This is a genomic window from Psychrobacter sp. LFX-11D (assembly GCF_904846475.1).
GTDB classification, from domain to species: domain Bacteria; phylum Pseudomonadota; class Gammaproteobacteria; order Pseudomonadales; family Moraxellaceae; genus Psychrobacter; species Psychrobacter cryohalolentis.
Genome location: NZ_CAJHAV010000006.1, coordinates 151,973 through 177,713, shown reverse-complemented (window position 1 = coordinate 177,713; position 25,741 = coordinate 151,973). Strand labels below are relative to the sequence as shown.

Here is a 25,741-nt window from a genome sequence, read left to right as displayed (position 1 = left end):
AGGTTATAAACCCAGCAGAAAATAATAAAACCGTGGGGAACAAATACTAAATACAAACATTCGCTCGGCACATCATCAATTCATCATTGCTCACTAAATCATTGGCTCAGCAGACTGGCTAATACAGCGCCCTTTACCTGCCCCAAAATCTAACTATACAATGCTTAACAACTGAATTATCCCTTAAAAATAACGCCATATTATAACAAATAAGCAAGCAAATCGCATGCTATATTTGTCAGTGGGTTTTACTCACAGCTGTCTATCGATAGTGACGCTGTACATTCAATTTTTTTAAGTGTCAAACCAATAGACATTGACTATTTTTGTCTCAATACAAGGTGCTCAGCTGGTAAATAATGCTTTTGTTCACGATACAAATAATCAAGCATCTGCTCACGTATCTCACAGGCCAGTGTCCATGCTTCTACAGGGCCTACCGCTGAAACAGCGCCGCGCAGTTGAATGGTCTTTTCAGTTACCTCAACGACAAATATTTCAGGCTCAGTTTTGTTGTCCCAAAGCTTATTGTCTTTCACCACCGAAATAAACTGCTGCCGAATGGCGTCAATATCTGCGCCGTAATCGATATATAAGAACACAGGACAGGTCTGATGCACTTCTGTATGCGACCAGTTCTCTACCATTTCGGTGATCAATTCGCGCATCGGCACGATTAATCGACGTTCATCCCATGTTTTTAGTACCGCATAAGTATAACGCAGGTCTTCAACGGTACTAAAGTTGCCATCCATTATCACACTGTCGCCAATTCGTACGGGCTGGGTCACTGCTACCTGTACTCCAGCAATGATGTTACCCAGTATTGGTTGAGCGGCGATACCAATGACCACGCCAGCAATGCCAGCCGAAGTCAGTAAGGTTTTGCCAAAGCCTTCCATGTTGGCAAACTCACTCAGACCTATCCAAATACTGCCCAACACCATGACAAATACGAAGACGCGGCGAAATATCGATACGTAAGTTCGACGACGGCGCACTTTGTCAAACTGCTCCTCTCCTAGATTTTCAATCTGCATATCTTGATAGCGGTTGGCAAAAAAGTTGATAACACGTATACCGAGCCACATGGCGCTAAAGACCAATCCAATCCAAATAATCGGACGTGTCGAGGAAGCGACTGCATCCAGATAAGGAAAGCCGCCCGATACCAAGGTAAATACCGATGAGAAGCTGATGGTAAAGGTTAGCGGTACTGTCAGCTTATTGACCAAATCTTCCACGCTATTGTGGTGAACCGTACTCAGCCGATTGCCGGCTTTATCTTTGACATACCAATTGAGAAGCTTGCCAGCACCTTTGCTGAGTAACCAGCCCACTCCCATGGTAAAAGAGAAGAAAACAAGTAATGCTAAAAACTCCCAGATGGCGATGCTAAATAACTGTAATTTTGTCCACGCCGGTAAATAACGCTCAAACTTTGCCGGATGATATTGCTCATAGAGGTTATCGATATTACCAACCGTTTGGGCAGAAAATACCCAAAAAGGCGCACTATCATCAATGCGCACACGCTCTAGATGTATGGGTACACGGCGCTCACGATAATCGATATAACCAAGCTGAATAGAGCGTCTAGGAATGCCTTGAATACTGTTCGTGCTACCAAGCGGTGGCTCAATCAAACCGTCAGGACGATCTGGCAATTCATCAAAAACATAGAGCTTTTTTTCAATCAACAAAAAATCAAGTTGTTTGGCCAGATCTATCGCCCGACTACGCTGCAATTTACCATCAATCAAATTCATATTGAGCGCATAAGCGGCCAAATCATATTGCTGATTCATGACTGCCGATTGGAAAAACTCTAATGTGGCAAGTGGGGTTGACAAGTTTGGCGGCTCAGACAAGGGCGGCAAACCTGCATTGAGCTTATCTAACGCATAGTAGTTTTCGTTGTAATCCCCAGTGAGACCAGAATCTCCTTGTAGCACACCTGCTTGCTGCACTGTCCTTTTTTCTAGCGGGCTAATTACCTCTGCTGCAACGGCAGAGACAGTCACTCCTTCCTCTTTTAACTTATCGATTCTTTGCGCAGCATACTCCACCAAATTTTCTGGTTTTGTAGTAACCGTCTCTTCAAGATTTCGATTGTCTATGTCCTCAGTACTGCTTGCTGCATAAGCAGAAATGCACGCCATATTTAATAGGATAAATAAGCTGCCAATTATAAAGAGCAGTCGCGGTAAAAATTGGGCATGAGACTGTAGAGAGTGAGTCCTGAGAAATCCGAAAGGAGTTTGCATACAAAAACTCTTGCTAATAAGTATGATATTAAGCTAATGCAGAAGACACAAAAAAGCCAGCAGATAGCTGGCTTAATTTATTATTGTTTGTGAATGAACAAGCGCAAAAAACTAATGCTTACATTAAGCACGGCGCCAAGTGGTGCCCGCACGACTGTCTTCAAGCTCAATACCAGCATCTTTCAACTGCACACGTATCTCATCAGCACGCGCAAAGTTTTTATTGGTTTTGGCATCAGCACGCTCGATGATTAGCTCATCAATGGCTTCGTCGGTTAAACTATCTTCAGCTACTTCACCAATGACGGCTTGCAAGAACTGCTGCACAGGCTGCTGTAAAATATTAAGCGTTTGCGCCAAAGCCTTTAAGCACTCGGCCAACTGCCAAGCAGTCTCTACATCTTGTGCTTTACTCGCTTTATTGATATCACGCGCCAATCCAAACAGCACACTGATAGCGGTTGAGCTGTTAAAGTCGTCATTCATGGCTTTGATAAAGTCTTGTCCCACTGCACTGGCGTAGGCATTATTAATCAAGGCTTCATCGATAATAAGTACTTCACCTTTTTGTTGTTCAGCAACTTTTAATGCTTGATACAACCTGCTTAGGCTATTATGCGATTCGTCCAAGGCACTATCAGAGAAGTTTACTTGACTGCGATAATGACTCGACAATAAGAAGAAACGAACCGTTTCTGGTAAGTATTTTGCCATGACATCACGAATGGTAAAGAAATTCCCCAATGACTTGGACATTTTTTCGCCATCAACATTGATAAAACCAACGTGCATCCAGTTACGCGCGTATTCACAGCCGGTCGCTGCTTCAGATTGGGCAATCTCATTTTCATGATGCGGGAACTGCAAATCATGACCGCCGCCATGGATATCAAAGGTATTACCAAGGCATTTGGTCGACATCGCTGAGCATTCAATATGCCAGCCCGGACGCCCTTGACCCCAAGCTGATGCCCATTGTGGCTCATCAGGTTTCGCCGCTTTCCATAACACAAAATCAAATGGATTGCGCTTATCGTTCTCGACTTCAACCCGTGATCCTGCCTGCATATCATCAAGGTTACGTTTTGACAATTTGCCATAATCTGCGAAGCTATCGACTGCATAGTAGACATCACCATTATCACCCGCGTAGGCATAGTCATTACTAACCAACGTCTCAATCATCTGCTGCATCTCATCGATATGATCGGTCGCACGCGGTTCCGCATCAGGGGACAAGCAGCCAAGTGCTGTCGCATCTTCATGCATGGCAGTAATAAAACGTTGGGTCAATGTGCCAATCTCTTCACCATTTTCGGCAGCACGAGTGATGATTTTGTCATCAATATCAGTAATATTACGCACGTAATTTACGTCATAGCCCAATTGTGCAAGCCAACGTACTGCCATATCAAAGCCAACCATCACTCGAGCGTGACCGATATGACAATAATCATAAACCGTCATGCCACACACATACATGCCAACTTTGCCCGTGGCAAGCGGCTTGAATACTTGCTTGCGTCCAGTAAGTGAGTCATAGATGACGAGCTGAGACATCGCGTCTGCAAGAGGTGTGGTCATAGTCATAAAGCCTTTAAATTAAAAGTATAAGAGAAAACAAGCCTAGCAATCATGTACGCTTAGCCAATAAAAAAGCGCTTACATAAGCAAATCATGCATAAATCAAGGGTAAAGAGAACATCAATATAAAACTTAACCCATTATCTTAGCGAAAATGCTCGTAAAATACTACAATGAGCGCGCAAGTAAGACTCTGTAATGATAAAAACATTGATAGTTAAGGATAAAAATATGGGCAATCGTTTAAGCAAAATTTATACGCGTACTGGCGATGATGGCAGTACTGGCATGGCAGATGGTAGTCGCGTCAGTAAGGCGGACATCCTATTTAGTGTGATGGGTGATATTGATGAGCTCAACTCGCACATTGGCTTGGTACGTGCACAGCTTACTCAAGCGTTAAGTGCGCAAACCAATAATTCAAGTCACAGCCAACAGCTACCTGAACGCTTGCAAACAAAACAAGAAGTCGACTTTGCCCAAGCTTTAGTGATTATTCAACATTTATTATTTAATATCGGTGGTGAGCTTGCTATGCCAGAATATGAAGGCGTAAATACGATTCATATTGATTGGCTTGAGCAGCAGATCGATGCGATGAATACAACGTTACCACCGCTAAAAGACTTTATCTTACCAACAGGCTCATTATTGGTCAGCCAGTTGCATGTGGCACGTACTGTTTGTCGCCGCGCTGAGCGCCAAGCAGTATTACTAAGACAAGCGCAGCCACAAGCCATTCGACCGACAGCGGTCAGCTTTATCAACCGTTTGTCTGATTGGCTCTTTGTCGCCGCACGTTTTTGCACAGACCCTGAACAGGTTTCTGAAGTCTTGTGGGACAGCCAAGTATTACAAAAATTCGCTGATAGTTGAGCCATTTAACGAACCACAAAAAAACGCCCGCAATAAATATGTTGCAGGCGTTTTTTTATTGAAATACTGAATTGAAATACTGAAACGATGCTTATCGATATTTAGTAGCAATAAGATTAATAAGTTGCTTCTTTATCTTCAATAATGACCATATCAATGCTTTCATCTTTAGGCGTTGCTTTTGGTGCTTCTGGAGCAGCAGGTGTAGGAGTTACTGTACTAGGCGCAGTAGTGCTAGGTGTTGGCGCTGACGGAGTGCTACTTGGCGTCTTTGTATTTTGACTGCTGTTTTGATTAATAACTGGTGGCTTAGCAGGTTGTGCTGGACGCACAGGCGCAGCTGGCGTTACCGCTCTTGGCTGGCTAGTATTATTATTGCTCTGTGTATTCTGTGCTGGTTCACGGCGGCGTTCAGGTTGCTGAGTGCCACGTTGGGCGCGCTGCTCTTCCATTGCTGAATGGAGCGTTGAGCTGGCGACCACTTCTGATACCACTGTTAATAATGCCGGCTGTCCTGCGATACGTGTACGTACTTGACCACCTTGCATACCAACAACATAGGTAAAAGCATCATCAATGAGCATATTGTTATTGATACGAATATTGTCATTGGCTAAGCGCGATTGCAAACTTGGCCGATTATTAGCGGCTTGCACTTGGCTGGCTTGATATAAGTCTTCACTTGGCAGAGTCATGCTGACGCTTGCCTGACAGGTTGTCAGACCATTTTCATTGGTTGCTTGCAACACGGCGGCATTTTGTATATCGATGATAATACCGTTTGCTTTAGTAGAAACCACACCGCTGCCTAAGCCAATCTCTGCATCGTTGGCATAACTGACGGCTAAAGTTTGGGCTTGTTGATTGAGCGTATTTTTCAAAGCGGATTTGAGGCGGTCTTGTACCATAGGATCATCACAGCTCACCGCCGTGGCAGCAGCATTTTCACTAACCTGTGTTTCTTGCTCAGTCACTTCTACCGTTTCGGCATCGTCTTTTTCTGAGCGATCACAACCAGCAAGCGCTAAACCACATACCATGCCAATACCAGCAACTTTATACCAATTGCTCACACTTTTATTTGCTACGCTCATATCTCTTTTGCTCCAATTTACTGATTCGTACCGTCGCTCACGGACAGTATTTGACATTTACACTATAAAACTCAAATCTAGCAGAAACCGGCATTGCGATAGATTTGAAAACCACATTATTATACGGTGTTTGCAGGAGATGGTCATCTATGTAGCCTACTGATGTACAAATAACGTTCAACATTGTGTCCGAAATATAGCTTTAGTTGCAAAAAAGCTACAAATATATATTTACTTAAACAAATATTAAGATGATGACAGAAAGTTTTATCAGCATAAGATTTTTATAAATGCTCTATTCAATACGCTTTGATACGTGATAGCGTTGGATGCAGTTAATAACAGACGATATAATATTTCCATTATAATGCTCAAAATATGTGATGGTTACTGGTTATGATAGATCTTAAGAACACCTTGCTACTTGGTCATCGCGGCGCGCGCGGTGAAGCATTAGAAAATACCTTATCAGGTTTTGAATATGCGCAAAATTTGCAAAGCTCTGGCTTAGCAGGTGTAGAGTTCGATGTACAACTTAACCGAGATGGACAGCTCATCGTCTTTCATGATGAAACGCTTGAGCGCATGTGCGCGCAGCAGTCGCGTCTAGATCAGCTAAATGTGAGCGAAATACAGCGTCATCATCAGTTTGGTCAGCCAATTATCACGTTGCCTGACATTGCTTCTGCTCTAAATACCTATACTTATATTGAGCTTGAGGTTAAAACCCATAGTCGCACTGATTATGCCAAACTCGTAAAAGCCTTGATGCGTGACCTCATTGATAGCCCCCTTGCTAGCCTACCGATTGTGCTAACCAGCTTTGATGTTGAGCTGCATGCCCATTTACAACGCAGTACTTTCATAAGGCATATACCACGTGGGCTGCTTATTCGAGAGCCTAAACTACTGAAACAGGCTCCCAATACTGCCTTACAACTTGGCTGTAAGCAATTAGGTATCCACTATCCGCTTTTGGATCGTGAAGTCATACAGTATTGTCATCGCTATGACTTACCTGTAAGTGCATGGACGGTCAATGATATTGAGACTATTAAGCAGCTTATAAACTGGCAAGTTGATGTGATTATTACTGATTATCCAAGCTATTTATTATTACCTTAACGCATTACTCCTATTTCTAAACTCGCTTTTGCGGTGTACATATTTATTGTTTTACTTACATTTTTACCTTATAGCTGATAAGTCACGGCTTATTTGCCATAACACCTACTATAATCCATACAAGTTATTGTTATTTAGCAATATTTTTATAGTGTATAAGTGTTCACTTTACTAAGTATTTAAGGTAATATAGACGCTTAAATTAATACCGTTAGGGATATTATATGATTGCAAAAAAAGCACTTGGCTTACCGCTTAAAGGCTTACGTTTCGCTATCAAATCTGGTGACACACTTGTCAAAAATGCCAGCATTCAAGTCACACGTTTTAAAACACGTTTTGATGAGAATAAAGCAAAAAACTCACTCGATGAGATGCCTGTTGCCAAACGCAACTATGCAAGCGCCTCTGAGCAGACTGAACTGCCTACCGATGTAGATAATATCGATATGCGTGAATTTGAGTTTACCAAAGCACCGATTAACTGGATTCCAGCGACTATTCTGGTAGCCACGCCTATTGCTGCAGCAATTATTACGCCATGGTATCTGTTCACCCATCAAGTCAGCGCACCGGTTTGGGGCGTATTTGGGGCGTTTATGGTATGGACGGGTATCAGTATCACAGCTGGTTATCACCGTTTACTATCGCATCGTGCTTATAAAGCGCATCCAATCGTCAAAAACTTTTTATTGCTAGGTTCTACCTTTGCGGTACAGGGTTCAGCGTTTGATTGGGTTTCTGGTCACCGTACGCATCATCGTCATGTCGATGATCGCTTAGAAGACCCGTACTCAGCGAAACGTGGCTTTTTCTTTAGTCATATGGGCTGGATGCTACGCAATTATCCTAGCGGAAAATTTGACTATAAAAATATCCCTGACCTGACCAAAGATAGAACGCTGCAAATTCAGCATAAATATTACGGTTTATGGGTTGCTGCATTGAACATCGGTGCAGTCGCCGCGATCGGTTGGTTATTGGGTGATGTTTGGGGTACTTTGGTCATCGTCGGTTTGCTACGTCTGGTACTGACGCATCACTTTACCTTCTTTATCAATTCGCTATGTCATATGTTTGGGTCGCGTCCTTATACCGATACCAACACTGCACGTGATAACTTCTTCTTGGCTCTATTTACGTGGGGTGAGGGTTATCATAACTATCATCACTTCTTCCAGTATGATTATCGTAATGGCGTAAAATGGTGGCAGTATGATCCAACCAAATGGCTTATCGCTGGTTTATCGAAGCTGGGCTTGACTACTGAGCTACGTACTGTTGATGACACCACTATCAAGCATGCTGAAGTACAAATGCAATTTAAAGCAGCGCAGCAGCAGATTGATACGGTCACATCAAGTGGTATTGATATTCCTCATGCGATGAAAAGCTTCCAAGATCGTATTAAGTTTGAATATGATGCCTTTACGCAAACGGTTGAAGAATGGCAAGCATTAAAAGCAAAAACCATTGAGCTGAAAAAGACCGAGTTTGCTGATCGCTTGCATGAAGTTGAAGATGAGTTAAAGCAAGATTATGCCAAGATTGAACAAAAAATATTGGCACATAACAGCAATCTGAAAACAGCATTTCGCTCTATCGGTGAAAGCGCAAAAGCGGCTTAAGTATTGATAACTGTTTGATTATTTAGTATTTTATTGTGACGTTTCTCCTTCCCTCTATCTGTAAAAGATAGGGGGATTTTTTCGTGCGGTATTAAATCTCATGTCTATTGATAAATAGTAATGTGATAAACAATGATGTGATAATTAATCATGATTTACAAGAGACGGACAGAGTGCAATGCTGCTATATCAAGGCTATGTTATAGTGAGTTTACTCTATTCATATCTTAAATTTCTTCTCCCAGCTTTTATCTTTAAATTGGAACGGCTCTTATGCGCTATCAAAACACCTATGCTCAATTGGACACCCGTCTTTATAATGAGCAACTGCCAAACCCATTAGACAATCCTCGTGTCGGTCATTTTAATATTCAAGTTGCTGAGCAGCTGGGCTGGACGGAAGATACAGATTTGATGACTCGTTGGGTTGAAATACTTGGTGGACAGTATGTGCCAGCTGAATTTCAGCCTTTATCAATGGCGTATGCTGGTCACCAGTTTGGGCAATGGGCGGGGCAATTGGGCGATGGTCGCGGCTTATTGATGGCGCAAGTACTCGATAAAAACAATCAACTACAAGATATACATCTAAAGGGTGCAGGCTTGACGCCCTACTCACGCATGGGCGATGGGCGTGCAGTATTACGCAGTACCATTCGTGAGTATTTATGTGGTCATGCGTTGACTCAGCTTGGTATCGCCTCCTCTAATGCGTTGGGATTTGTGGTATCAGATACCAAAGTGCGCCGCGAGCGAATAGAAGCAGGAGCTGCCTTAATGCGAGTCGCTGACAGTCATATTCGCTTAGGTCATGTTGAGTGGATTGCAAGCTTTGCGCCCGACTTACTCGCTGAATTTACCGACTATATGATTGATACCTACTACCCTGAGTGCCGTGATAGTGATAAACCAGTCTTAGCATTTTTGCAGGCTGTGGTTGAGCTTACAGCACGCATGATTGCCGATTGGCAACTGATTGGATTTGCGCATGGCGTTATGAATACGGATAACTTGTCTATTACTGGCAGTACCTTGGATTTTGGTCCATTTGGTTTTATGGAACGCTTCAACCCTGCTTGGATCAATAATCACTCTGATCATAGCGGACGCTACGCCTATCAAAATCAGCCTGCTATTGGTCATTGGAATCTAAATATTTGGTTACCGCACTTTATGCGTCTAGACGGTGTGACGCGCGAGACGTTAGCAGATTGTCTGGCACCTTATGAGGCGACCTTTATGCAGCATTATCAGCAAGGGCTATGCCGTAAGCTTGGGTTGCCGCATCAGCGTGAAAGTCTAAGCTTAGCGTTTGAATGGTTGACACTACTAGAGGATAATTTACTCGACTATACCAATAGTTTCCGAGCGTTATTAGCATTAATCGCACCTAATGAGCATCATTATGAGCAGCAGTTGCTTGCAACCTTGACGGCCGAGCTGAATCCTGAAGCACAGCAAGTCTGGCAAGCATGGTCGACCCGTTATCTGGCACAAGTAAAGCAGGTATCGATTACTCAAGCAATTGAGGATATGCAAGCCAGCAATCCTATTTATGTATTGCGTAACAGCATGGCTCAGCGTGTTATCGTTGCCGCAGAGCAAGGACAGTTTGAAGAACTAAATAGAGTATTCGAGTTGCTTGCTAGCCCTTATACGCTACATGATAGCGCCATTGACCTTGATACCTTACCGCCTGCGCCTCATGCACCGCAAATGCCAATCAGCTGTTCGTCTTAATATATATTTATTCTGTAATATTTTGAAATATTTTGCATTTGGGGTTGATATTTGGGTCATTTTTTTGGCATTATCAACTAGCTAAATAATGAATATCAATTTATTATATTGTGTGCGCAGTTCATAGTCCTTAGCTAGGCAAATTATTGGCGATAATGTAGACTATCTATTTTGCACTATTGTTGTTTTTTGCTGATGTTTAAGCACCGCATAGCACCCCTTAACAATCAATGTACACTCATGATCATATTCAATGGTTATTGAGAATTAGGCATTAGTTTTTATCACCATTTAATTTATTCCAATTTATCCTAACCATGGCAATTATTATGAATGACGATATCACTTTGAATACGGACACCCCTAGTACGGAAAAAGAGCAGTTTGAACAAGCTGCCTTACATTATCATGAGTTCCCTCGCCCTGGTAAAATCTCAGTTACTCCTATCAAGCAATTGGCAAACCAACGTGATCTGGCGCTCGCCTATTCACCAGGTGTGGCAGTTCCTTGTCTTGAGATTCAAAGAGACCCATCTCTTGCGGCAAAATATACCGCACGTAGCAACTTAGTTGGTGTTATTACCAATGGTACAGCGGTGCTAGGTTTGGGAAATATCGGTCCATTGGCATCAAAGCCTGTTATGGAAGGCAAAGGGGTTCTATTCAAAAAGTTCGCTGGTATCGACGTTTTTGATATTGAAATTGCACAAAATGATCCGGACAAATTCATTGAGGCTGTTGCTTCTTTAGAGCCTACGTTTGGTGGGATTAATTTAGAAGACATCAAAGCACCAGAGTGTTTCAAAATCGAGCGCGAATTGCGTAAGCGTATGAACATTCCAGTATTCCATGACGACCAACATGGCACGTCAATCATTGTTGCGGCAGCGATGCTTAATGCATTAATCATCACGAACAAAAAAATTGAAGATATTAAAATCATTTGTTCTGGTGCCGGTGCTGCAGCGATTTCTTGCTTGGATATCATTTGCGCCCTTGGTGTGAATAAAAACAATATCTACGTATCAGACTCACGTGGCATTATCTCTACTACCCGTGAAAACCTTGATGAAACCAAACAACGCTATGCTCGTGAAACCACTGCTACGACTATTGAAGAGCTAATGGATGATGTCGACATGTTCCTAGGCTTATCTATGCCTGGTACATTGACAGAAGACATGGTTCGCCGTATGGCAAAAGACCCTATCATCTTTGCGCTTGCTAACCCAACGCCTGAGATCATGCCAGAAATCGCCCATGCCGTCCGTCCAGACGTTATTATGGCAACCGGTCGCTCTGATTATCCGAACCAAGTAAACAACGCATTGTGTTTCCCTTATATCTTCCGCGGTGCATTAGATGTAGGCGCAACGACTGTCAACGAAGAGATGAAAATTGCATGCGTACGTGCCATTGCTGCTATGGCACATGTTGAAGCGACGCCAATGAGCAACGTCAAAAACGTTGAAAGTACGCCAAGCTTTGGTCGTGATTACCTGATTCCAGGACCACTTGAGCCAAACCTAATCATTGAAATTGCCTCTGCAGTCGCCAAAGCGGCTATGGATTCAGGCGTTGCAACGCTTCCTATCGCAGATATGAAAGCCTATCGTCAGCGTCTGTCTGAGTTTGTCTATAACTCAGCGTTTGTAATGAAGCCTATTTTTGCTCGTGCAAAAGCAGATCCAAAACGTATCGTTTACTGTGAAGGCGAAGACAGCAACGTACTATTAGCGGTACAAGTGGTCGTCGATGAGCAGTTGGCTTATCCAATCTTGGTCGGTCGTCCTTCAGTGATCGAAAATAACATCGCCAAGCTAGCATTACGCTTGAAAGACGGCGTGAATATTACTATCGTCAATGTTGATGATGATCCGCGCTATAACGATTACTGGAAAGGCTACTACGAGAAAAACAAACGTACTGGGGTCAGTATCGAGCTTGCTCGCCGTGATGTGCGCCGCAAGACCTCTTTAATTGGTGCGCTTTTGGTTGAAAATGGCGATGCCGATGGTATGATTTGTGGTACATTCGGTCACTATCAACTGCATTTAAAATATGTCGGCAGAGTGATCAACAAAAAAGAAGGCATTAATGATTTTTACGCGATGAATGCGGTGCTCATGCAAGATCGTAATATTTTTATTGCTGATACCTATATCCATGAAGATCCAACGGCTGAGCAATTGGCTGAGATGACTGTATTGGCAGCTGAGCAATTGTGCCGCTTTAGCATTACCCCACGTGTGGCTTTGGTGTCGCATTCAAACTTCGGAACTTCTGATCGTGCCAGTGCGGTCAAAATGCGTAAAGTACATCAACTGCTGACCGAGATGAATGTCGATTTTGAGTTTGACGGTGAAATGCAAGGTGATGCGGCACTTGACGAACATATCCGTGCCAATGACTTGCCTTCGAGCAATCTTAAAGGTTCAGCAAATCTACTTATCTTGCCAACGTTAGATGCGTCGAACATTGCCTTTAACCTGCTTAAGACGGCAACCGGTAGCGCGTCTATCGGTCCTATTTTGTTAGGTGCAAGCAAACCTGTACATATTCTAACGCCATCAGCCACAGCGCGCCGTGTGGTTAATATGACGGCACTTGCGGTCACTGAAGCTCAGGATTTAGACAACGAGAAGCAGTAATCGATTACGTTCTTCAGAGTTAAAGTGCGCAATTAAGACAGTCTCTTGCATTTTTTATAGAGACCGTCTGCTATACTAAAACCAGCCAATGCTTAAAGTATTGGCTGGTTTTTTTTGACAAAATTTAGGTTAATTGGTAGTAAATATAAAGAGAATATTATGCAAGTGTATCTCGTCGGCGGTGCGGTACGTGATCAGCTATTAGGGCGCCCTATTAAAGATAAAGACTTCGTTGTCGTTGGGGCAACAGTTACTGAGATGCTTGACGCAGGTTTTCAGCAAGTAGGCGCAGATTTCCCTGTATTTTTGCATCCAGTAAGCCGTGAGGAATATGCCCTCGCACGAACTGAGCGTAAGCAAGGTTTGGGCTATCAGGGCTTTAGCGTGCATGCCAGTATTGACGTTAGTTTAAAAGACGATTTGCAGCGGCGCGACTTGACAGTCAATGCCATGGCCATAGAGGTTACTAGCTTAACCGACGATACACCGATAAGTGGTGACGTGATTGATTACTACGGCGGATTGCAGGATATTGAAAATAAAACCCTACGTCATGTCTCAAGTGCCTTTAACGAAGACCCTTTACGGGTGCTGAGAACGGCGCGCTTTTATAGCCGCTATTACGATTTGGGCTTTACTATCGCTGATGACACGTTAGTCTTGATGCGTGAGTTGGTTGCTTCAGGAGAGCTTACCCATTTAAGTAGCGAGCGTATTTGGCAAGAATCGAGCCGTGCAATGATGCAGCTCTCCCCTCAGGTATACTGGCAACAGCTATTTGATATCGGCGCCCTTGCAGAGTACTTTGCACCGTTACATCAGGCTTGGAATGATGATCAGATACGAGAGACAGTGCAAACATCGCTATATTTCGCCGGTCAGATGCAATTGAATCTATCACAGCGTTGGGCGCTATTAATGGTTAGCCTTAAGCCATCGTTATTTCAGTCTAAGCCTACTGAAGCCATAACAGCTGTCAAAAGTATTAACGATATAGGTGATATGGCTAAAGTACCAAAGGCACAAACACAATTTGCTGGTTTATTCGTACAACAAGCTGATAAATTAAGCGTTATAACCCAACTCAGTGCTGCCGAGAAAATTGATCTTATTCAAGCCTGCAGCGCCCATAAAGAGCCTGAAAAACTCTCGCAGCTCTTGGTCACAAGCCAAGTATTGCAGTTATCTATACAGCACCGTCAGATGATGTTGGCATTAAATAGCTTTCACAGTATTGGTATGAATGATATTGATCAAAGTCTCAAAGGTCCAGCGATTGGTAAAGCCTTGCGTCAATGCAGAATTGAGCATTTACAAACGCAAACAGCCTGACATAAAAAGATTAAACACTCTTTAAAATTTTAAAACCATATCCTAATTAAAACTCTATTATGACTCAAACATCTAAAAATACTCAGCCTATGATGGCATCTGCCCCCGTTATGCTTGTCACAGGTGGTGCTAAGAGAATTGGCTCGGCTATTATTCGTGCGGCTCATAAGCAAGGCTATCGCGTCATTATCCATTGTCATCATAGTGAGCAAGAGGCACATGCATTAGCAGACGCGCTGAATGATACTTGCGCTCATAGTGCTGTGGTTATTGTCGCGGATTTGGCAGTGGTAAATCAGGCAGACACTCTCAAGCACCTGACCCAAACTATCATGCAGGCATTTGGGCAACTAAACGTACTGGTACATAATGCCTCTCGCTTTTACTCTACCCCCCTTGGCAGTATTAATTATGACCAATGGGACGAGCTGCTGTTGACCAATGCCAAAGCGCCTTTATTGTTAAGCCAAGCACTACTACCTTATCTTAAGCAACAACAAGGTTGTATTATTAGTCTGCTTGATATTCATGCGCATGATAAGCCGTTTGCCAATTATACGGTTTACAATATGGCAAAAGCGGCGCATCGGATGATGGTGCAGTCTTTAGCACTGGATATGGCGCCTGGTGTACGCGTGAATGGGGTCGCGCCTGGGGTCAATATTTTACCCGATGCAGATAGCGATCAAGCGATTGATAGCGAGCAGCAAAGTAAGATTATAGGTTCCATTCCTATGCAGCGAATAGGCATCCCTGCTGACATTGCGCATAGCGTGCTCTATTTGGCGCACGCCAGTTATGTGACGGGTGAGATAATAACCGTAGATGGAGGCCGAAGTTTGACGCTGGCTGGTGGTAATTAGTGATAATTCATCAAATAGTATGCCCTATCTGCTAACTTTTACTTGAAAATATATAAAAATCAGGTATCATTGTGCGTCTAAAGGGCCCATAGCTCAGTTGGTTAGAGCAGAGGACTCATAATCCTTTGGTCGTAGGTTCAAGTCCTACTGGGCCCACCAAATTCAAACCCCGTAAACGCAATGTTTATGGGGTTTTTTTCTGTCTAGTGTTTTTAGCTGGTTTGTTAGAGTGTGCGATAAACCTCTGAGGGTGGATTTGCCTATCCCCAATGAATCAGCAACGTCAGGTACTTTACGTTTGTGTTCAACGACTAAGCTGATGGCATCTAATTTGAGTTATCGGGTATATTGATTGCGTTTGTTGGTCATACTATGTTCCTTCTTTTGTTTAGTATAACCTCTTAGCAGCTGTCCGAATTTATTATGCCACTACATGCTGGCATGTCTTAGTCTTAGCAAGTCCTTACTGCTTTTATGAGTACTCAATTGGCTTAATTAATATCGGAGTTTGCTTTGCAAGCACCCTTGTTTATGCTTTCTGAACTTAGCAGCACACCGCTTTCAATGTAATCGTTTTAATCCTTTTAGACTAGACACTTATGGTGCATAGAAAATCATAAAAACCATCATGGTGCGAAAAAAGTGCAATATCTCCTAAAAAGACCGATATTGGTGCGTTTATTATGTATTTTGGAATGGCATAAATATTGAAGTATTAATAGCAGTTAGGAATGGTTTGTTAACTCGGCCTACCAAGCTGCTACTTTATCTTTTTGGAGAAATATATGTCTTTATTGCCAACGCTTATCACTGATACTCCTATAAGTACAAATTATCGTATCGACTCAAAACTCACATCACGTTTGTCTCTACTAGCAGTAGCCGTTGTAGGTAGCTTAAGCCTTATAGGTTGTCAAAAACCTGCAGAAACTAGCGCTGAGACCAATTCTACAGCCACAAAAACCGAAACGGCCGAGACCGCTACTACCCCTGCGGCAGATGGTGACACCATCAAAGTAGGCATCTTACATTCTTTATCTGGGACGATGGCCATCTCTGAAACCTCATTAAAAGATACTGCCCTCATGACCATTGATGAAATTAATGCCAATGGCGGTGTGTTGGGTAAGCAGCTAGAGCCAATCGTCGTAGATCCCGCTTCTGATTGGCCGTTATTCGCTGAAAAAGCACGTCAGCTGTTAACTCAAGACAAAGTGGATGTCATATTTGGTGGTTGGACATCGGTGTCACGTAAGTCCGTGCTGCCTGTCGTTGAAGAACTAAATGGTTTAATGTTCTACCCTGTTCAGTACGAGGGTCAAGAGCAGTCAGAAAACATTTTCTACACTGGGGCGGCTCCCAATCAGCAAGCTATTCCTGCCGTTGAATACTTAATGAGTCCAGAGGGTGGTAGTGCAGAACGCTTCGTTTTACTTGGGACAGATTATGTCTATCCTCGGACTACTAACCAGATACTGCGTGCTTTCTTGAAGTCTAAAGGCGTAGCTGAAACAGACATCATGGAAGAGTACACTCCTTTCGGTTTTAGCAACTATCAGACTATCGTGGGCAACATTAAAAGCTTCTCTACTGGTAAAAAGACGGCGGTTATCTCTACCATTAATGGGGATTCAAACGTACCTTTTTATCGTGAACTTGCCAATCAGGGTATTAAAGCCTCTGATATCCCAGTCATGGCATTCTCAGTAGGAGAAGAAGAGCTTCGCGGTATCGATACCAGCTTATTGCAAGGGCATTTGGCGTCATGGAACTACTTTATGTCGGTTAAAAATCCTGTCAACAGCGACTTCACTAAAAAGTATAAGAAATATGCGCTAGATCATAAGCTACCGAATGCTGAAAAGGTCGTGACCAATGATCCTATGGAAGCCACCTACGTGGGTATCAATATGTGGAAACAAGCAGTCGAAAAAGCAGGTACCACTAATGTCGATAAAGTGCGTATTAGTATGGGAGGTCAGACTTTTGACGCGCCATCAGGGTATACATTGAAAATGGATGAGGAAAACCATCACTTATGGAAGCCTGTCATGATCGGTCAAATCCGTGCCGATGGTCAGTTCGATGTGATCAGCAAAACGCCAAAAGTCATTCGTGCTGAGCCATGGAGTCAGTACATTCCTAAATAAGGTGTTGTCACCTAAACCGCAATCCTTAGCCCTTAGCCCTTAGCCCCTTAATGGTATCAATACCAGCAACCCTTTAGCTCCTCTACTGATAAAACAGTTTTCAGTAGAGGTTAGAGGAGTGTTGACTGCAAAAAAGGAACCATCATGTCACATTACCCTTCCTATTATAAAAGTGACGCGCAAGCCAATTATTCTAATAAGACTTTTATCATCGCCTTACTATCTTTACTCCTCCTCATTGCTATCACATCAGCTGCTCATGCTCACGAGACGCCAATAGCCCACAGCCATGGCGAGAAACTATCTACTAATACTGTGGCAGCGACATCCAATGCTGTAAGTGAAGAGACCTTACTTGCTCAAGACGACACCTTACTTGCTCAAAACAAGCAGTCTCTGACTACGCCTGCTAATCTTGCGATAAGTAAAGGGGACGCTATCGAACAGTTCGTTGCTGCTGACTTCACCAAGCGCCAAACCATGCTCAACCAGTGGCCGGGGTCAGTTGAGAGTTTGGATACTTTAGTTGAGCTGATAAAAAACGATGAGCTATACCAAGGTAATGGTGGGCAAACTTATCTACTTAACAGCGAAGATGAGCTATTTACTTATCCTGCTAAGCAGCTGACCACCGAGTGGCCTAGCGACTTGGCGCAAGTGACTTTGACCAATACGCTACGCTCAGCCTTAGTGTTTGGACAAGCCAAGGTTAAGCTTGAGTCAAACGATCCTACGCAACGTGTGCAGGCAGTTGCCATCTTAGCGGACAATATCGAACAGCTAGATCCAGCACTCATAAGTACTGCTGCCACTAATGAGCAAGACGACGACGTCAAAACGGCGTTGAGTACTTTACAAGCGAGGATTGATTTTAGAGATGGCGACGTCGCCAAGCAAATTGCCGCGCTTACCGTGCTTGCTGATAGTGATAGCCCGCAAGTCTTAGTTGATGTCAAAAAAGCATTGGCGGCAGATGATATCGATCCTGTACTAAAATCTGCGCTGTTAGACGCTGAGGATAGTATTGAGCAGCGCATTACCATCAGTACTTGGATAGGTCATCTATTTACGGGGCTTAGTACGGCAAGTATCTTACTACTGGCGGCATTAGGGCTCGCCATTACCTTTGGTCTGCTTGGGGTCATCAATATGGCCCACGGTGAGCTAATTATGATTGGTGCTTACGCCACTTATATGGTGCAAAATCTCTTTCAAGCGTATTTTCCTAGTATGACTGGATGGTATCTGGTTGCTGCTATACCCGTCGCTTTCTTAGTCAGTGCCATTATCGGCATGATTATCGAACGAATCATTATTCGCCCGCTTTACGGTCGTGAGCTTGAAACCTTACTGGCAACCTTCGGTGTCAGTCTGATTCTCATGCAGTTGGTTCGGATGATATTTGGCGCGCAAAACGTCGAAGTCAGCAATGTCGACTGGTTGAGCGGTGCCTATCAAGTGTCCTCGAGCCTTGTACTCCCCTTCAACCGTATCGCTATTATCGGCTTTACCATCATTATTCTTATGCTACTGGTGTACTTACTTAACAAGACTCGCTTTGGGTTGTTTGTGCGCGCTGTGACTCAAAATCGGCAAATGGCACGTGCAGTGGGTATCTCATCTGCTCGCATCGATATGTTGGCTTTTGGACTTGGCTCGGGTCTCGCAGGTCTCGCTGGCTGTGCCTTAGCGCAAGTAGGCAATGTCGGACCCGACTTAGGTCAGACTTATATCATTGATGCGTTCCTAGTCGTCGTGGTTGGCGGTGTTGGGCAAGTATGGGGCGCGGTATTGGCATCTTTAGGTCTTGGTGTCAGTGGTACGGTGCTAGAGATTGGCATTGGTGCTGTGATGGCTAAGATTGTATTACTGGTTCTTGTGATTTTGTTTATTCAAAAACGTCCACAAGGTTTATTCGCCCTCAAAGGCCGTTTTGTGGATTAAGGAGAACCTCATGCGTTTGACTCAATTATTATCTGATTCCCCACGTAATGCCATTTTGATTGGTTTGTGTTTTTTAGTGCTACTGATACTGCCTTGGCTCCATCTATTACCTGAAACCTCTAGTTTTCACCTGTCTGCTTACTGGATAACTTTGATTGGTAAAATAATGGCGCTCGCCATGGTAGCACTGGCTTTAGACTTGGTCTGGGGCTATGCCGGCATCCTAAGCTTAGGTCATGGTCTTTATTTTGCGCTAGGAGGTTATGCTTTTGGTATGTATTTAACGCGAGAAACGGCTGGCACAGGCTTGCCAGACTTTATGCGTTTCTTAAGTTGGACCGAGCTGCCGTGGTATTGGGCAGGTACTCAACACTTTTGGTGGGCGATGGCTCTAGTGGTATTAGTTCCAGGTCTGGTCGCTTTCATCTTTGGCTATTTTGCTTTTCGCTCAAAAATCAAAGGCGTTTATTTTTCGATTATTACTCAGGCCATGACCTATGCTGCCGCCTTATTATTCTTCCGTAACGAAACAGGCTTCGGTGGTAACAATGGCTTTACAGGTTTTACCACGCTATTAGGTTATGACATCACTGCCTCTTCAACAAGGGCTGTGCTGTGTTTTACGACCGCTTTGGCGCTGCTACTGTCCTATCTTGGACTACGCTACCTGATGAGCCAGCCTTATGGTCGCGTGCTCGGTGCCATTCGTGATAGTGAAAATCGATTGCAGTATTTAGGCTATCGCACGCTTTGGTACAAGCTTTCTGCTTGGGTATTGTCTGCAGTCATTGCTGGTATCGCTGGTGCTCTATATGTACCGCAAGTTGGCATCATTAACCCCGGTGAGATGAACCCCGTCAACTCTATCGAGATGGCAGTATGGGTAGCTGCGGGAGGCAGAGGTTCACTCATTGGTGCTATCGTAGGCGCAGGTGCAATCAATGCGATTAAGACTTATTTTACCGTTGCCTACCCTGAGTTTTGGTTGCTTATCCTAGGTGGATTATTTGTGGTGGTTACTTTATTTCTCCCTAACGGCATCATTGGCGTACTTGATCGTTTTAAAAAGGAAAAAGAATAATGTTAATAACTAATGCTGCTACTTCTAATGTTGCTACTTCCCAAAAAGTTACTAACGATGCGCTTGTTAAAAACAATCCTAGTATTGATAATCCAATGAAAAACTCTAAAAATACACCACACATAACGGTCGCAGAAAACACGCCTACCCGACCAGTCACTACTTTGGCTGAAGATTACGGAGATAGCGGTGGCTTGGCGCATCCTTTTCCCAAATCAGGGCCAGATATGAGACATGGCATTGCGCTGTATTTAGAAGACGTTAGCGTGTGGTTTGACTCGTTCCGCGCACTCAATGATTTATCTTTATACATTGAGGCAGGCGAGCTACGCTGCATCATCGGCCCTAATGGCGCAGGTAAGACGACTTTAATGGATGTCATCACTGGTAAAACGCGTCCCACTAAAGGCAGTGCATTTTTCGGTCAAGTACATAATTTAGCCAAACTATCTACCGAAGAAATAGCGGAAGCAGGCATTGGCCGTAAGTTTCAAAAACCCACCGTATTTGAGAAATTTACCGTACTTGACAACTTAATGCTGGCCGCGCCAAAGGACAAGCGAGTGTCAAAAAGCTGGTTTACTCGTATTGACGCAGAAATCCAAGATACGCTTGACTCAACGCTTGATCAAATACGCCTAAAAGAGCTGATTAACAAGCCAGCAGGACTGTTATCTCATGGTCAAAAACAGTGGCTAGAGATTGGGATGTTACTGATGCAAAGACCAAAGCTTATTTTGCTTGATGAACCAGTGGCAGGCATGACAGATGCCGAAACGGAACATACCGCTGAGTTATGTCTGCGCCTCAAAAAGAATCATACCTTAATCGTGGTTGAACATGACATGACTTTCATTGATGCCATCAGTGAGAAAGTGACGGTCTTAGCAAATGGTGCTATTTTGGCTGAAGGCACGTTGAGTGAAGTACAGAATAATGAAGCCGTTATTGAGACTTACTTGGGTCGATAATTGATAGTAGTGCTTAGAAATAGACCTAAAAAATAGAGGTGCTTATATGTTAGAAATTAATGCCATAAATCAATATTATGGTGGCAGTCACATTTTACGTGATGTCACCCTCGCCGCCCCTGTAGGAGAATGTAGCGTGGTACTGGGTCGTAATGGCGTCGGTAAAACCACCTTGCTTAAATGCTTGATGGGCATCCTACCAATAAAATCAGGTGAAATCTTATTAAACGGTAAGGATATTAGTGAGATGACGCCTGAGCAACGTGTACGCGCAGGACTCGCTTATGTGCCGCAAGGACGTGATATATTTTCTACTTTGACCGTTGAAGAAAACATTCTAATTGGCATGGCGAAATTCTCTCAACGTAAAGCAAGTAAAGTACCCAAACACTTATATGATATATTTCCAGTGCTGGACGAAATGAAGCATCGCCGCGGTGGTGATCTATCAGGCGGTCAGCAGCAGCAACTTGCTATTGCTCGTGCGCTTGCATCAGAGCCTCGAGTACTAGTACTTGATGAGCCGACTGAAGGTATCCAACCGTCCATTATTAAAGACATTGGTAGAGTCATTCGTAGTCTTGCTAATAAAGGCGATATGGCAATTGTTTTAGTCGAGCAGTTTTATGAGTTTGCAGAAGAGCTTGCCGATAACTATACCGTGCTCTCTAGAGGACAAGTGGTAGCTCAAGGGGCTGGAGTTGACATGGCAAAAAACAACATTCAAGAGTTGGTGGCAATCTAAAAGGACACTTTCTAAAAGGGAATACAATTTTGACTTGGCAATCCTCACTACAGCTTCATTTCGACTGCGCCTCTACTGCTGCAAAAACTCGGCTGTATCATCGTGCCCATACTGGCGCACTAATGGTGCAGCGCGCGCTGTATCCTGAGCCTGATAGTACTGATAACAGTCAAGCAGGGATTTGCCATATTTATGTGTTGTATCCTCCTGCTGGTATCGCCGATGATGACCGCTTAACATTGGAATTTGACCTACACTCTAACAGCCATGCGGTGATTACCACCCCTGGAGCCGGCAAATGGTACGGGCAACGCAAATCATTACGATACTCTAGACCTAGCGACTCATCAAAATTTAACAACGGTACTCAATCGGCACATAGCAACACTTCTAACGACTGTTTTAATGATGTTGTCAGCGCAGAACAGCATATCAACGCCCGCCTCGATGACCACGCTATTCTTGAATGGCTACCACAAGAAAGTATCTATTACGATCATTCTATCTCTACTGCCAATAACCGCTTTTATTTGGCTAAAACGGCAAGTTTATTGACTTGGGATATTGCTGTGTTCGGACGTCAAGCGTATCAAGAGACGTTTGCTAATGGTCATTATGCCAACCGCTTAGAGGTATGGCGTGAGAGTGATCTATTGGTCAGTGAGTGCACTTCCCAACAAGCCAATACGCGCTGGTTTACCTCACCATTAGGACTGAACAATCAACATGTTCATGGCTCTTTTTGGGCAATACCTAGCACAGAGGTCATTGCGCCAGAACTACAGAATAATCCGCTCAAGCTCGGCCAATATTTAGATACCACTATTACCGAGATACGCCATCTCATTGATACGCAGTCATTACCTATTTATTGTACTCATAATTTTCAAGGTATTAATTGCCGTTATTTAGGGGCAGATGTGCGTGTGTGCTTTGAAGCTTTTTACCAAATTCGCGAGCTTATACGGTCTACATGGTATGCGCTTGAGCCTCATCGACCGAGAATTTGGGACACCTAATATCATGTGCTCCCACTTAATCTCATCCCTGAACAATGCTGAACCAAACCAGAATGACTCTACTTAGTACATTTAACTTGGCACATTTACTTTATGAAGATTAAAAACGGTTCATAGTCTTTAAAGCACAATAATTATTAAGGAAGCTTTATGCAATTAAATCCTACAGAGAAAGATAAACTCTTATTATTTACAGCCGGTATGGTGGCGGAACGTCGTAAAAATCGCGGTGTAAAACTCAATTATCCTGAGTCTATCGCTTACATTAGCATGTTACTAATGGAAGGCGCACGTGATGGCAAAACCGTGGCGCAACTGATGAGTGAAGGAGCCACTTATCTCTCTGCCGATGACGTCATGGAAGGCATTGCAGAGATGATACACGATGTCCAAGTTGAAGCCACTTTCCCCGATGGCACTAAGCTGGTGACGGTACATAACCCCATCGTATAGCTTGTTTGCTATAAAGTCGTATACAACGATATTGAACTAGAGCCATTGCCGTAAGACGATTAAGGATAATAAAAATGACGATGAAAGTAGGCGAATATAAGATTAAAGCAGGCGATATGGCATTGAATGCTGGTCGCTGCGTTCAAACCATAGCAGTAATCAATACCGGCGACCGCCCTATTCAAATCGGTTCTCATTATCACTTCTATGAAGTCAATGCAGCACTGAGCTTTGATCGAGAGTCGACGCTTGGCTATCGACTCAATATCCTATCTGGCACTGCTGTACGTTTTGAGCCGGGACAAGCGCGCGAAGTGGAGCTGGTTGCCATCTCAGGTAGACAGCATATTTATGGTTTTTCGGGCAAAGTCATGGGCGTTGTAGACCCTAAAACCTCTCAAAACACCTCGAAAAAACGCATTGACCGACGTATTTATGCTGAACATTTTGGCCCTACCACAGGAGATAAGGTACGCTTGGCCGATACGAATTTATGGCTTGAGGTTGAATATGATTTGACCAGTCATATTGATCACCAGCCTGACATTGATAGTGTTAGCATTGGTGAAGAGGTTAAATTTGGCGGCGGTAAGGTTATCCGCGATGGCATGGGTCAGTCACAGCTAATAGGTGACCAAGTTGCCGATACTATTATTACCAATGCTCTAATTGTGGACTATAGCGGTATCTATAAGGCAGATGTGGCTATCAAAGAGGGCCGCATTAGTGGCATCGGTAAAGCTGGCAATCCTGATATTCAGCCTAACGTGACGTTACCTATTGGCGCGGCTACCGAAATTATCGCAGGAGAAGGTAAAATCTTGACTGCTGGCGGTATCGATAGTCATATTCACTTCATTGCACCGCAGCAATGTGAGACGGCATTGATGTCTGGTGTAACCACGATGTTAGGCGGTGGCACGGGGCCTGCTGAAGGTACTCTTGCCACCACTTGTACGCCTGGTGCCTATCATATTCACAGCATGCTAAAAGCCACTGATGCTATTCCGATGAATATCGGATTCTTAGGTAAAGGCAATGTTAGTTTACCTGCCCCCATTGTAGAGCAGATTGAAGCGGGTGCTATCGGGCTTAAGCTTCATGAAGACTGGGGCTCCACGCCCAAAGCCATTGATAACTGCCTTAGCGTGGCTGAAGAATATGATGTACAAGTGGCTATTCATACTGATACGTTAAATGAAAGTGGCTATTTAGATAGCACTCTAGGCGCGTTTAAAGACCGCTGTATTCACACCTTCCATACCGAAGGCGCTGGCGGCGGTCATGCCCCAGATATCTTAAAAGCTATTGGCGAAACCAACGTCTTACCCTCATCAACCAACCCGACACGCCCTTTCACCATCAATACCATTGACGAGCATCTCGACATGCTCATGGTTTGTCACCATCTAAGCCCAGCCATTGCCGAAGATGTCGCTTTTGCAGAAAGCCGTATTCGTAAAGAAACCATTGCCGCTGAAGATATTTTACAAGATATGGGTGCCATCTCCATGATGAGTAGTGATTCGCAAGCGATGGGACGCGTGGGAGAAGGCATTATTCGCACATGGCAAACGGCTGATAAGATGAAAGCCCAGCGTGGTCACCTTGCTCCTGATCAATCAGCTAAAACTGAGCAATCCTTAGACAATATCATGCTAAGTCCTACGGATTCTGATAGCGGCAATGACAACTTTCGTATCAAACGCTACCTCGCAAAATACACCATCAACCCCGCTATTACCCATGGCATTAGTGATGAAGTAGGATCACTGGAGTTGGGGAAATGGGCAGATTTAGTGTTGTGGTCGCCTGCATTTTTTGGTGTTAAGCCTGATTTAATTATAAAAGGCGGTTTGATTGCAGCGGCACCTATGGGCGACCCCAATGCTTCCATATCCACCCCACAGCCTGTGCACTATCGCAGCATGTTTGGTAGCTTCCCCAAGACAGTGGCGCAGACTTGCATCACCTTTATGTCAAGTGCGGCTATTGATAAAGGTGTTGATAGGCAATTAGGATTAGAAAAGGTCATCAAAGCAGTACATAACATTCGTAAAGTACGTAAACAAGACATGAAATTCAACAGCTACTGTCCTCAGATGGAGGTCAATCCTGAGACTTATGAAGTGTATGCCGATGGTGAGCTGCTGACCTGTGAGCCTGCCGACTATCTACCGATGGCACAGCGCTACTTTTTATTCTAGCTGCTTTTTAT

The 25,741-nt window shown here is 43.8% G+C and carries 18 protein-coding genes and 1 tRNA gene; 16 read left to right on the top strand and 3 right to left on the bottom strand.

Annotated elements, in window-relative coordinates; translation table 11 throughout:
* Nucleotides 1–320: 320 nt before the first annotated feature.
* Together JMX75_RS06600 and cysS are read right to left on the bottom strand one after the other, a co-directional pair.
* The gene (locus tag JMX75_RS06600; protein WP_201531617.1) at nt 321–2,162 is read right to left on the bottom strand and encodes a mechanosensitive ion channel family protein; all 1,842 of its coding nucleotides are present in this window, start codon (nt 2,160–2,162) and stop codon (nt 321–323) included.
* 228 nt (nt 2,163–2,390) lie between these two features.
* Nucleotides 2,391–3,857: a cysteine--tRNA ligase gene (gene cysS, locus JMX75_RS06595; protein WP_201531615.1), complete on the bottom strand. Its 1,467-nt coding sequence runs from the start codon at nt 3,855–3,857 to the stop codon at nt 2,391–2,393.
* Nucleotides 3,858–4,082: 225 nt separating this feature from the next.
* Here cysS and JMX75_RS06590 point away from each other — a divergent pair, with 225 nt between their 5' ends.
* On the top strand, nt 4,083–4,727 hold the full coding sequence (locus JMX75_RS06590; RefSeq protein ID WP_181210216.1) for a cob(I)yrinic acid a,c-diamide adenosyltransferase: 645 nt from the start codon (nt 4,083–4,085) through the stop codon (nt 4,725–4,727).
* Between the two features lie 116 nt (nt 4,728–4,843).
* On the opposite strand, the gene JMX75_RS06585 is transcribed toward JMX75_RS06590, so the two are convergent.
* Nucleotides 4,844–5,821: a hypothetical protein gene (locus JMX75_RS06585; RefSeq protein ID WP_201531613.1), complete on the bottom strand. Its 978-nt coding sequence runs from the start codon at nt 5,819–5,821 to the stop codon at nt 4,844–4,846.
* A 396-nt stretch (nt 5,822–6,217) separates the two neighbouring features.
* Here JMX75_RS06585 and JMX75_RS06580 point away from each other — a divergent pair, with 396 nt between their 5' ends.
* From JMX75_RS06580 to ureC, 15 genes are all read left to right on the top strand, one after another.
* A complete protein-coding gene (locus JMX75_RS06580) occupies nt 6,218–6,946 on the top strand; it encodes a glycerophosphodiester phosphodiesterase (RefSeq protein WP_201531611.1) in 729 nt (242 codons plus the stop codon).
* Nucleotides 6,947–7,395: 449 nt separating this feature from the next.
* Nucleotides 7,396–8,574, top strand: a complete 1,179-nt coding sequence (locus tag JMX75_RS06575) for an acyl-CoA desaturase (RefSeq protein ID WP_181210356.1) — start codon at nt 7,396–7,398, stop codon at nt 8,572–8,574.
* A 273-nt stretch (nt 8,575–8,847) separates the two neighbouring features.
* Nucleotides 8,848–10,314 (top strand): protein adenylyltransferase SelO, encoded by a 1,467-nt coding sequence (locus JMX75_RS06570; protein ID WP_201531609.1) that lies wholly within the window; start codon nt 8,848–8,850, stop codon nt 10,312–10,314.
* Between the two features lie 329 nt (nt 10,315–10,643).
* On the top strand, nt 10,644–12,965 hold the full coding sequence (locus JMX75_RS06565) for an NADP-dependent malic enzyme (RefSeq protein ID WP_020443216.1): 2,322 nt from the start codon (nt 10,644–10,646) through the stop codon (nt 12,963–12,965).
* A 159-nt stretch (nt 12,966–13,124) separates the two neighbouring features.
* Entirely contained in the window at nt 13,125–14,297 is a 1,173-nt protein-coding gene (locus tag JMX75_RS06560; RefSeq protein ID WP_133104102.1) for a tRNA nucleotidyltransferase, read from the top strand.
* Nucleotides 14,298–14,356: 59 nt separating this feature from the next.
* Complete coding sequence (locus JMX75_RS06555; protein ID WP_227673147.1) at nt 14,357–15,160, top strand: pteridine reductase; 804 nt, start codon at nt 14,357–14,359, stop codon at nt 15,158–15,160.
* An 82-nt stretch (nt 15,161–15,242) separates the two neighbouring features.
* Nucleotides 15,243–15,319: transfer RNA gene (locus JMX75_RS06550), tRNA-Ile, on the top strand.
* 680 nt (nt 15,320–15,999) lie between these two features.
* Nucleotides 16,000–17,310 (top strand): urea ABC transporter substrate-binding protein, encoded by a 1,311-nt coding sequence (urtA, locus tag JMX75_RS06545; RefSeq protein ID WP_201531631.1) that lies wholly within the window; start codon nt 16,000–16,002, stop codon nt 17,308–17,310.
* A gap of 144 nt (nt 17,311–17,454) precedes the next feature.
* Nucleotides 17,455–19,254: an urea ABC transporter permease subunit UrtB gene (gene urtB / locus JMX75_RS06540; protein ID WP_201531607.1), complete on the top strand. Its 1,800-nt coding sequence runs from the start codon at nt 17,455–17,457 to the stop codon at nt 19,252–19,254.
* Between the two features lie 10 nt (nt 19,255–19,264).
* Nucleotides 19,265–20,335: an urea ABC transporter permease subunit UrtC gene (gene urtC, locus JMX75_RS06535; protein WP_010200558.1), complete on the top strand. Its 1,071-nt coding sequence runs from the start codon at nt 19,265–19,267 to the stop codon at nt 20,333–20,335.
* Entirely contained in the window at nt 20,335–21,306 is a 972-nt protein-coding gene (gene urtD, locus JMX75_RS06530) for an urea ABC transporter ATP-binding protein UrtD (protein WP_201531605.1), read from the top strand. The genes urtC and urtD overlap by 1 nt, the downstream gene beginning before the upstream one ends.
* A gap of 46 nt (nt 21,307–21,352) precedes the next feature.
* Entirely contained in the window at nt 21,353–22,051 is a 699-nt protein-coding gene (gene urtE, locus JMX75_RS06525) for an urea ABC transporter ATP-binding subunit UrtE (protein ID WP_201531603.1), read from the top strand.
* Between the two features lie 29 nt (nt 22,052–22,080).
* Nucleotides 22,081–23,070 (top strand): urease accessory protein UreD, encoded by a 990-nt coding sequence (locus tag JMX75_RS06520; RefSeq protein WP_201531601.1) that lies wholly within the window; start codon nt 22,081–22,083, stop codon nt 23,068–23,070.
* A 150-nt stretch (nt 23,071–23,220) separates the two neighbouring features.
* Nucleotides 23,221–23,523, top strand: a complete 303-nt coding sequence (ureA, locus tag JMX75_RS06515) for an urease subunit gamma (protein ID WP_010200554.1) — start codon at nt 23,221–23,223, stop codon at nt 23,521–23,523.
* 74 nt (nt 23,524–23,597) lie between these two features.
* A complete protein-coding gene (gene ureC, locus JMX75_RS06510; protein WP_227673004.1) occupies nt 23,598–25,730 on the top strand; it encodes an urease subunit alpha in 2,133 nt (710 codons plus the stop codon).
* Nucleotides 25,731–25,741 lie beyond the last annotated feature (11 nt).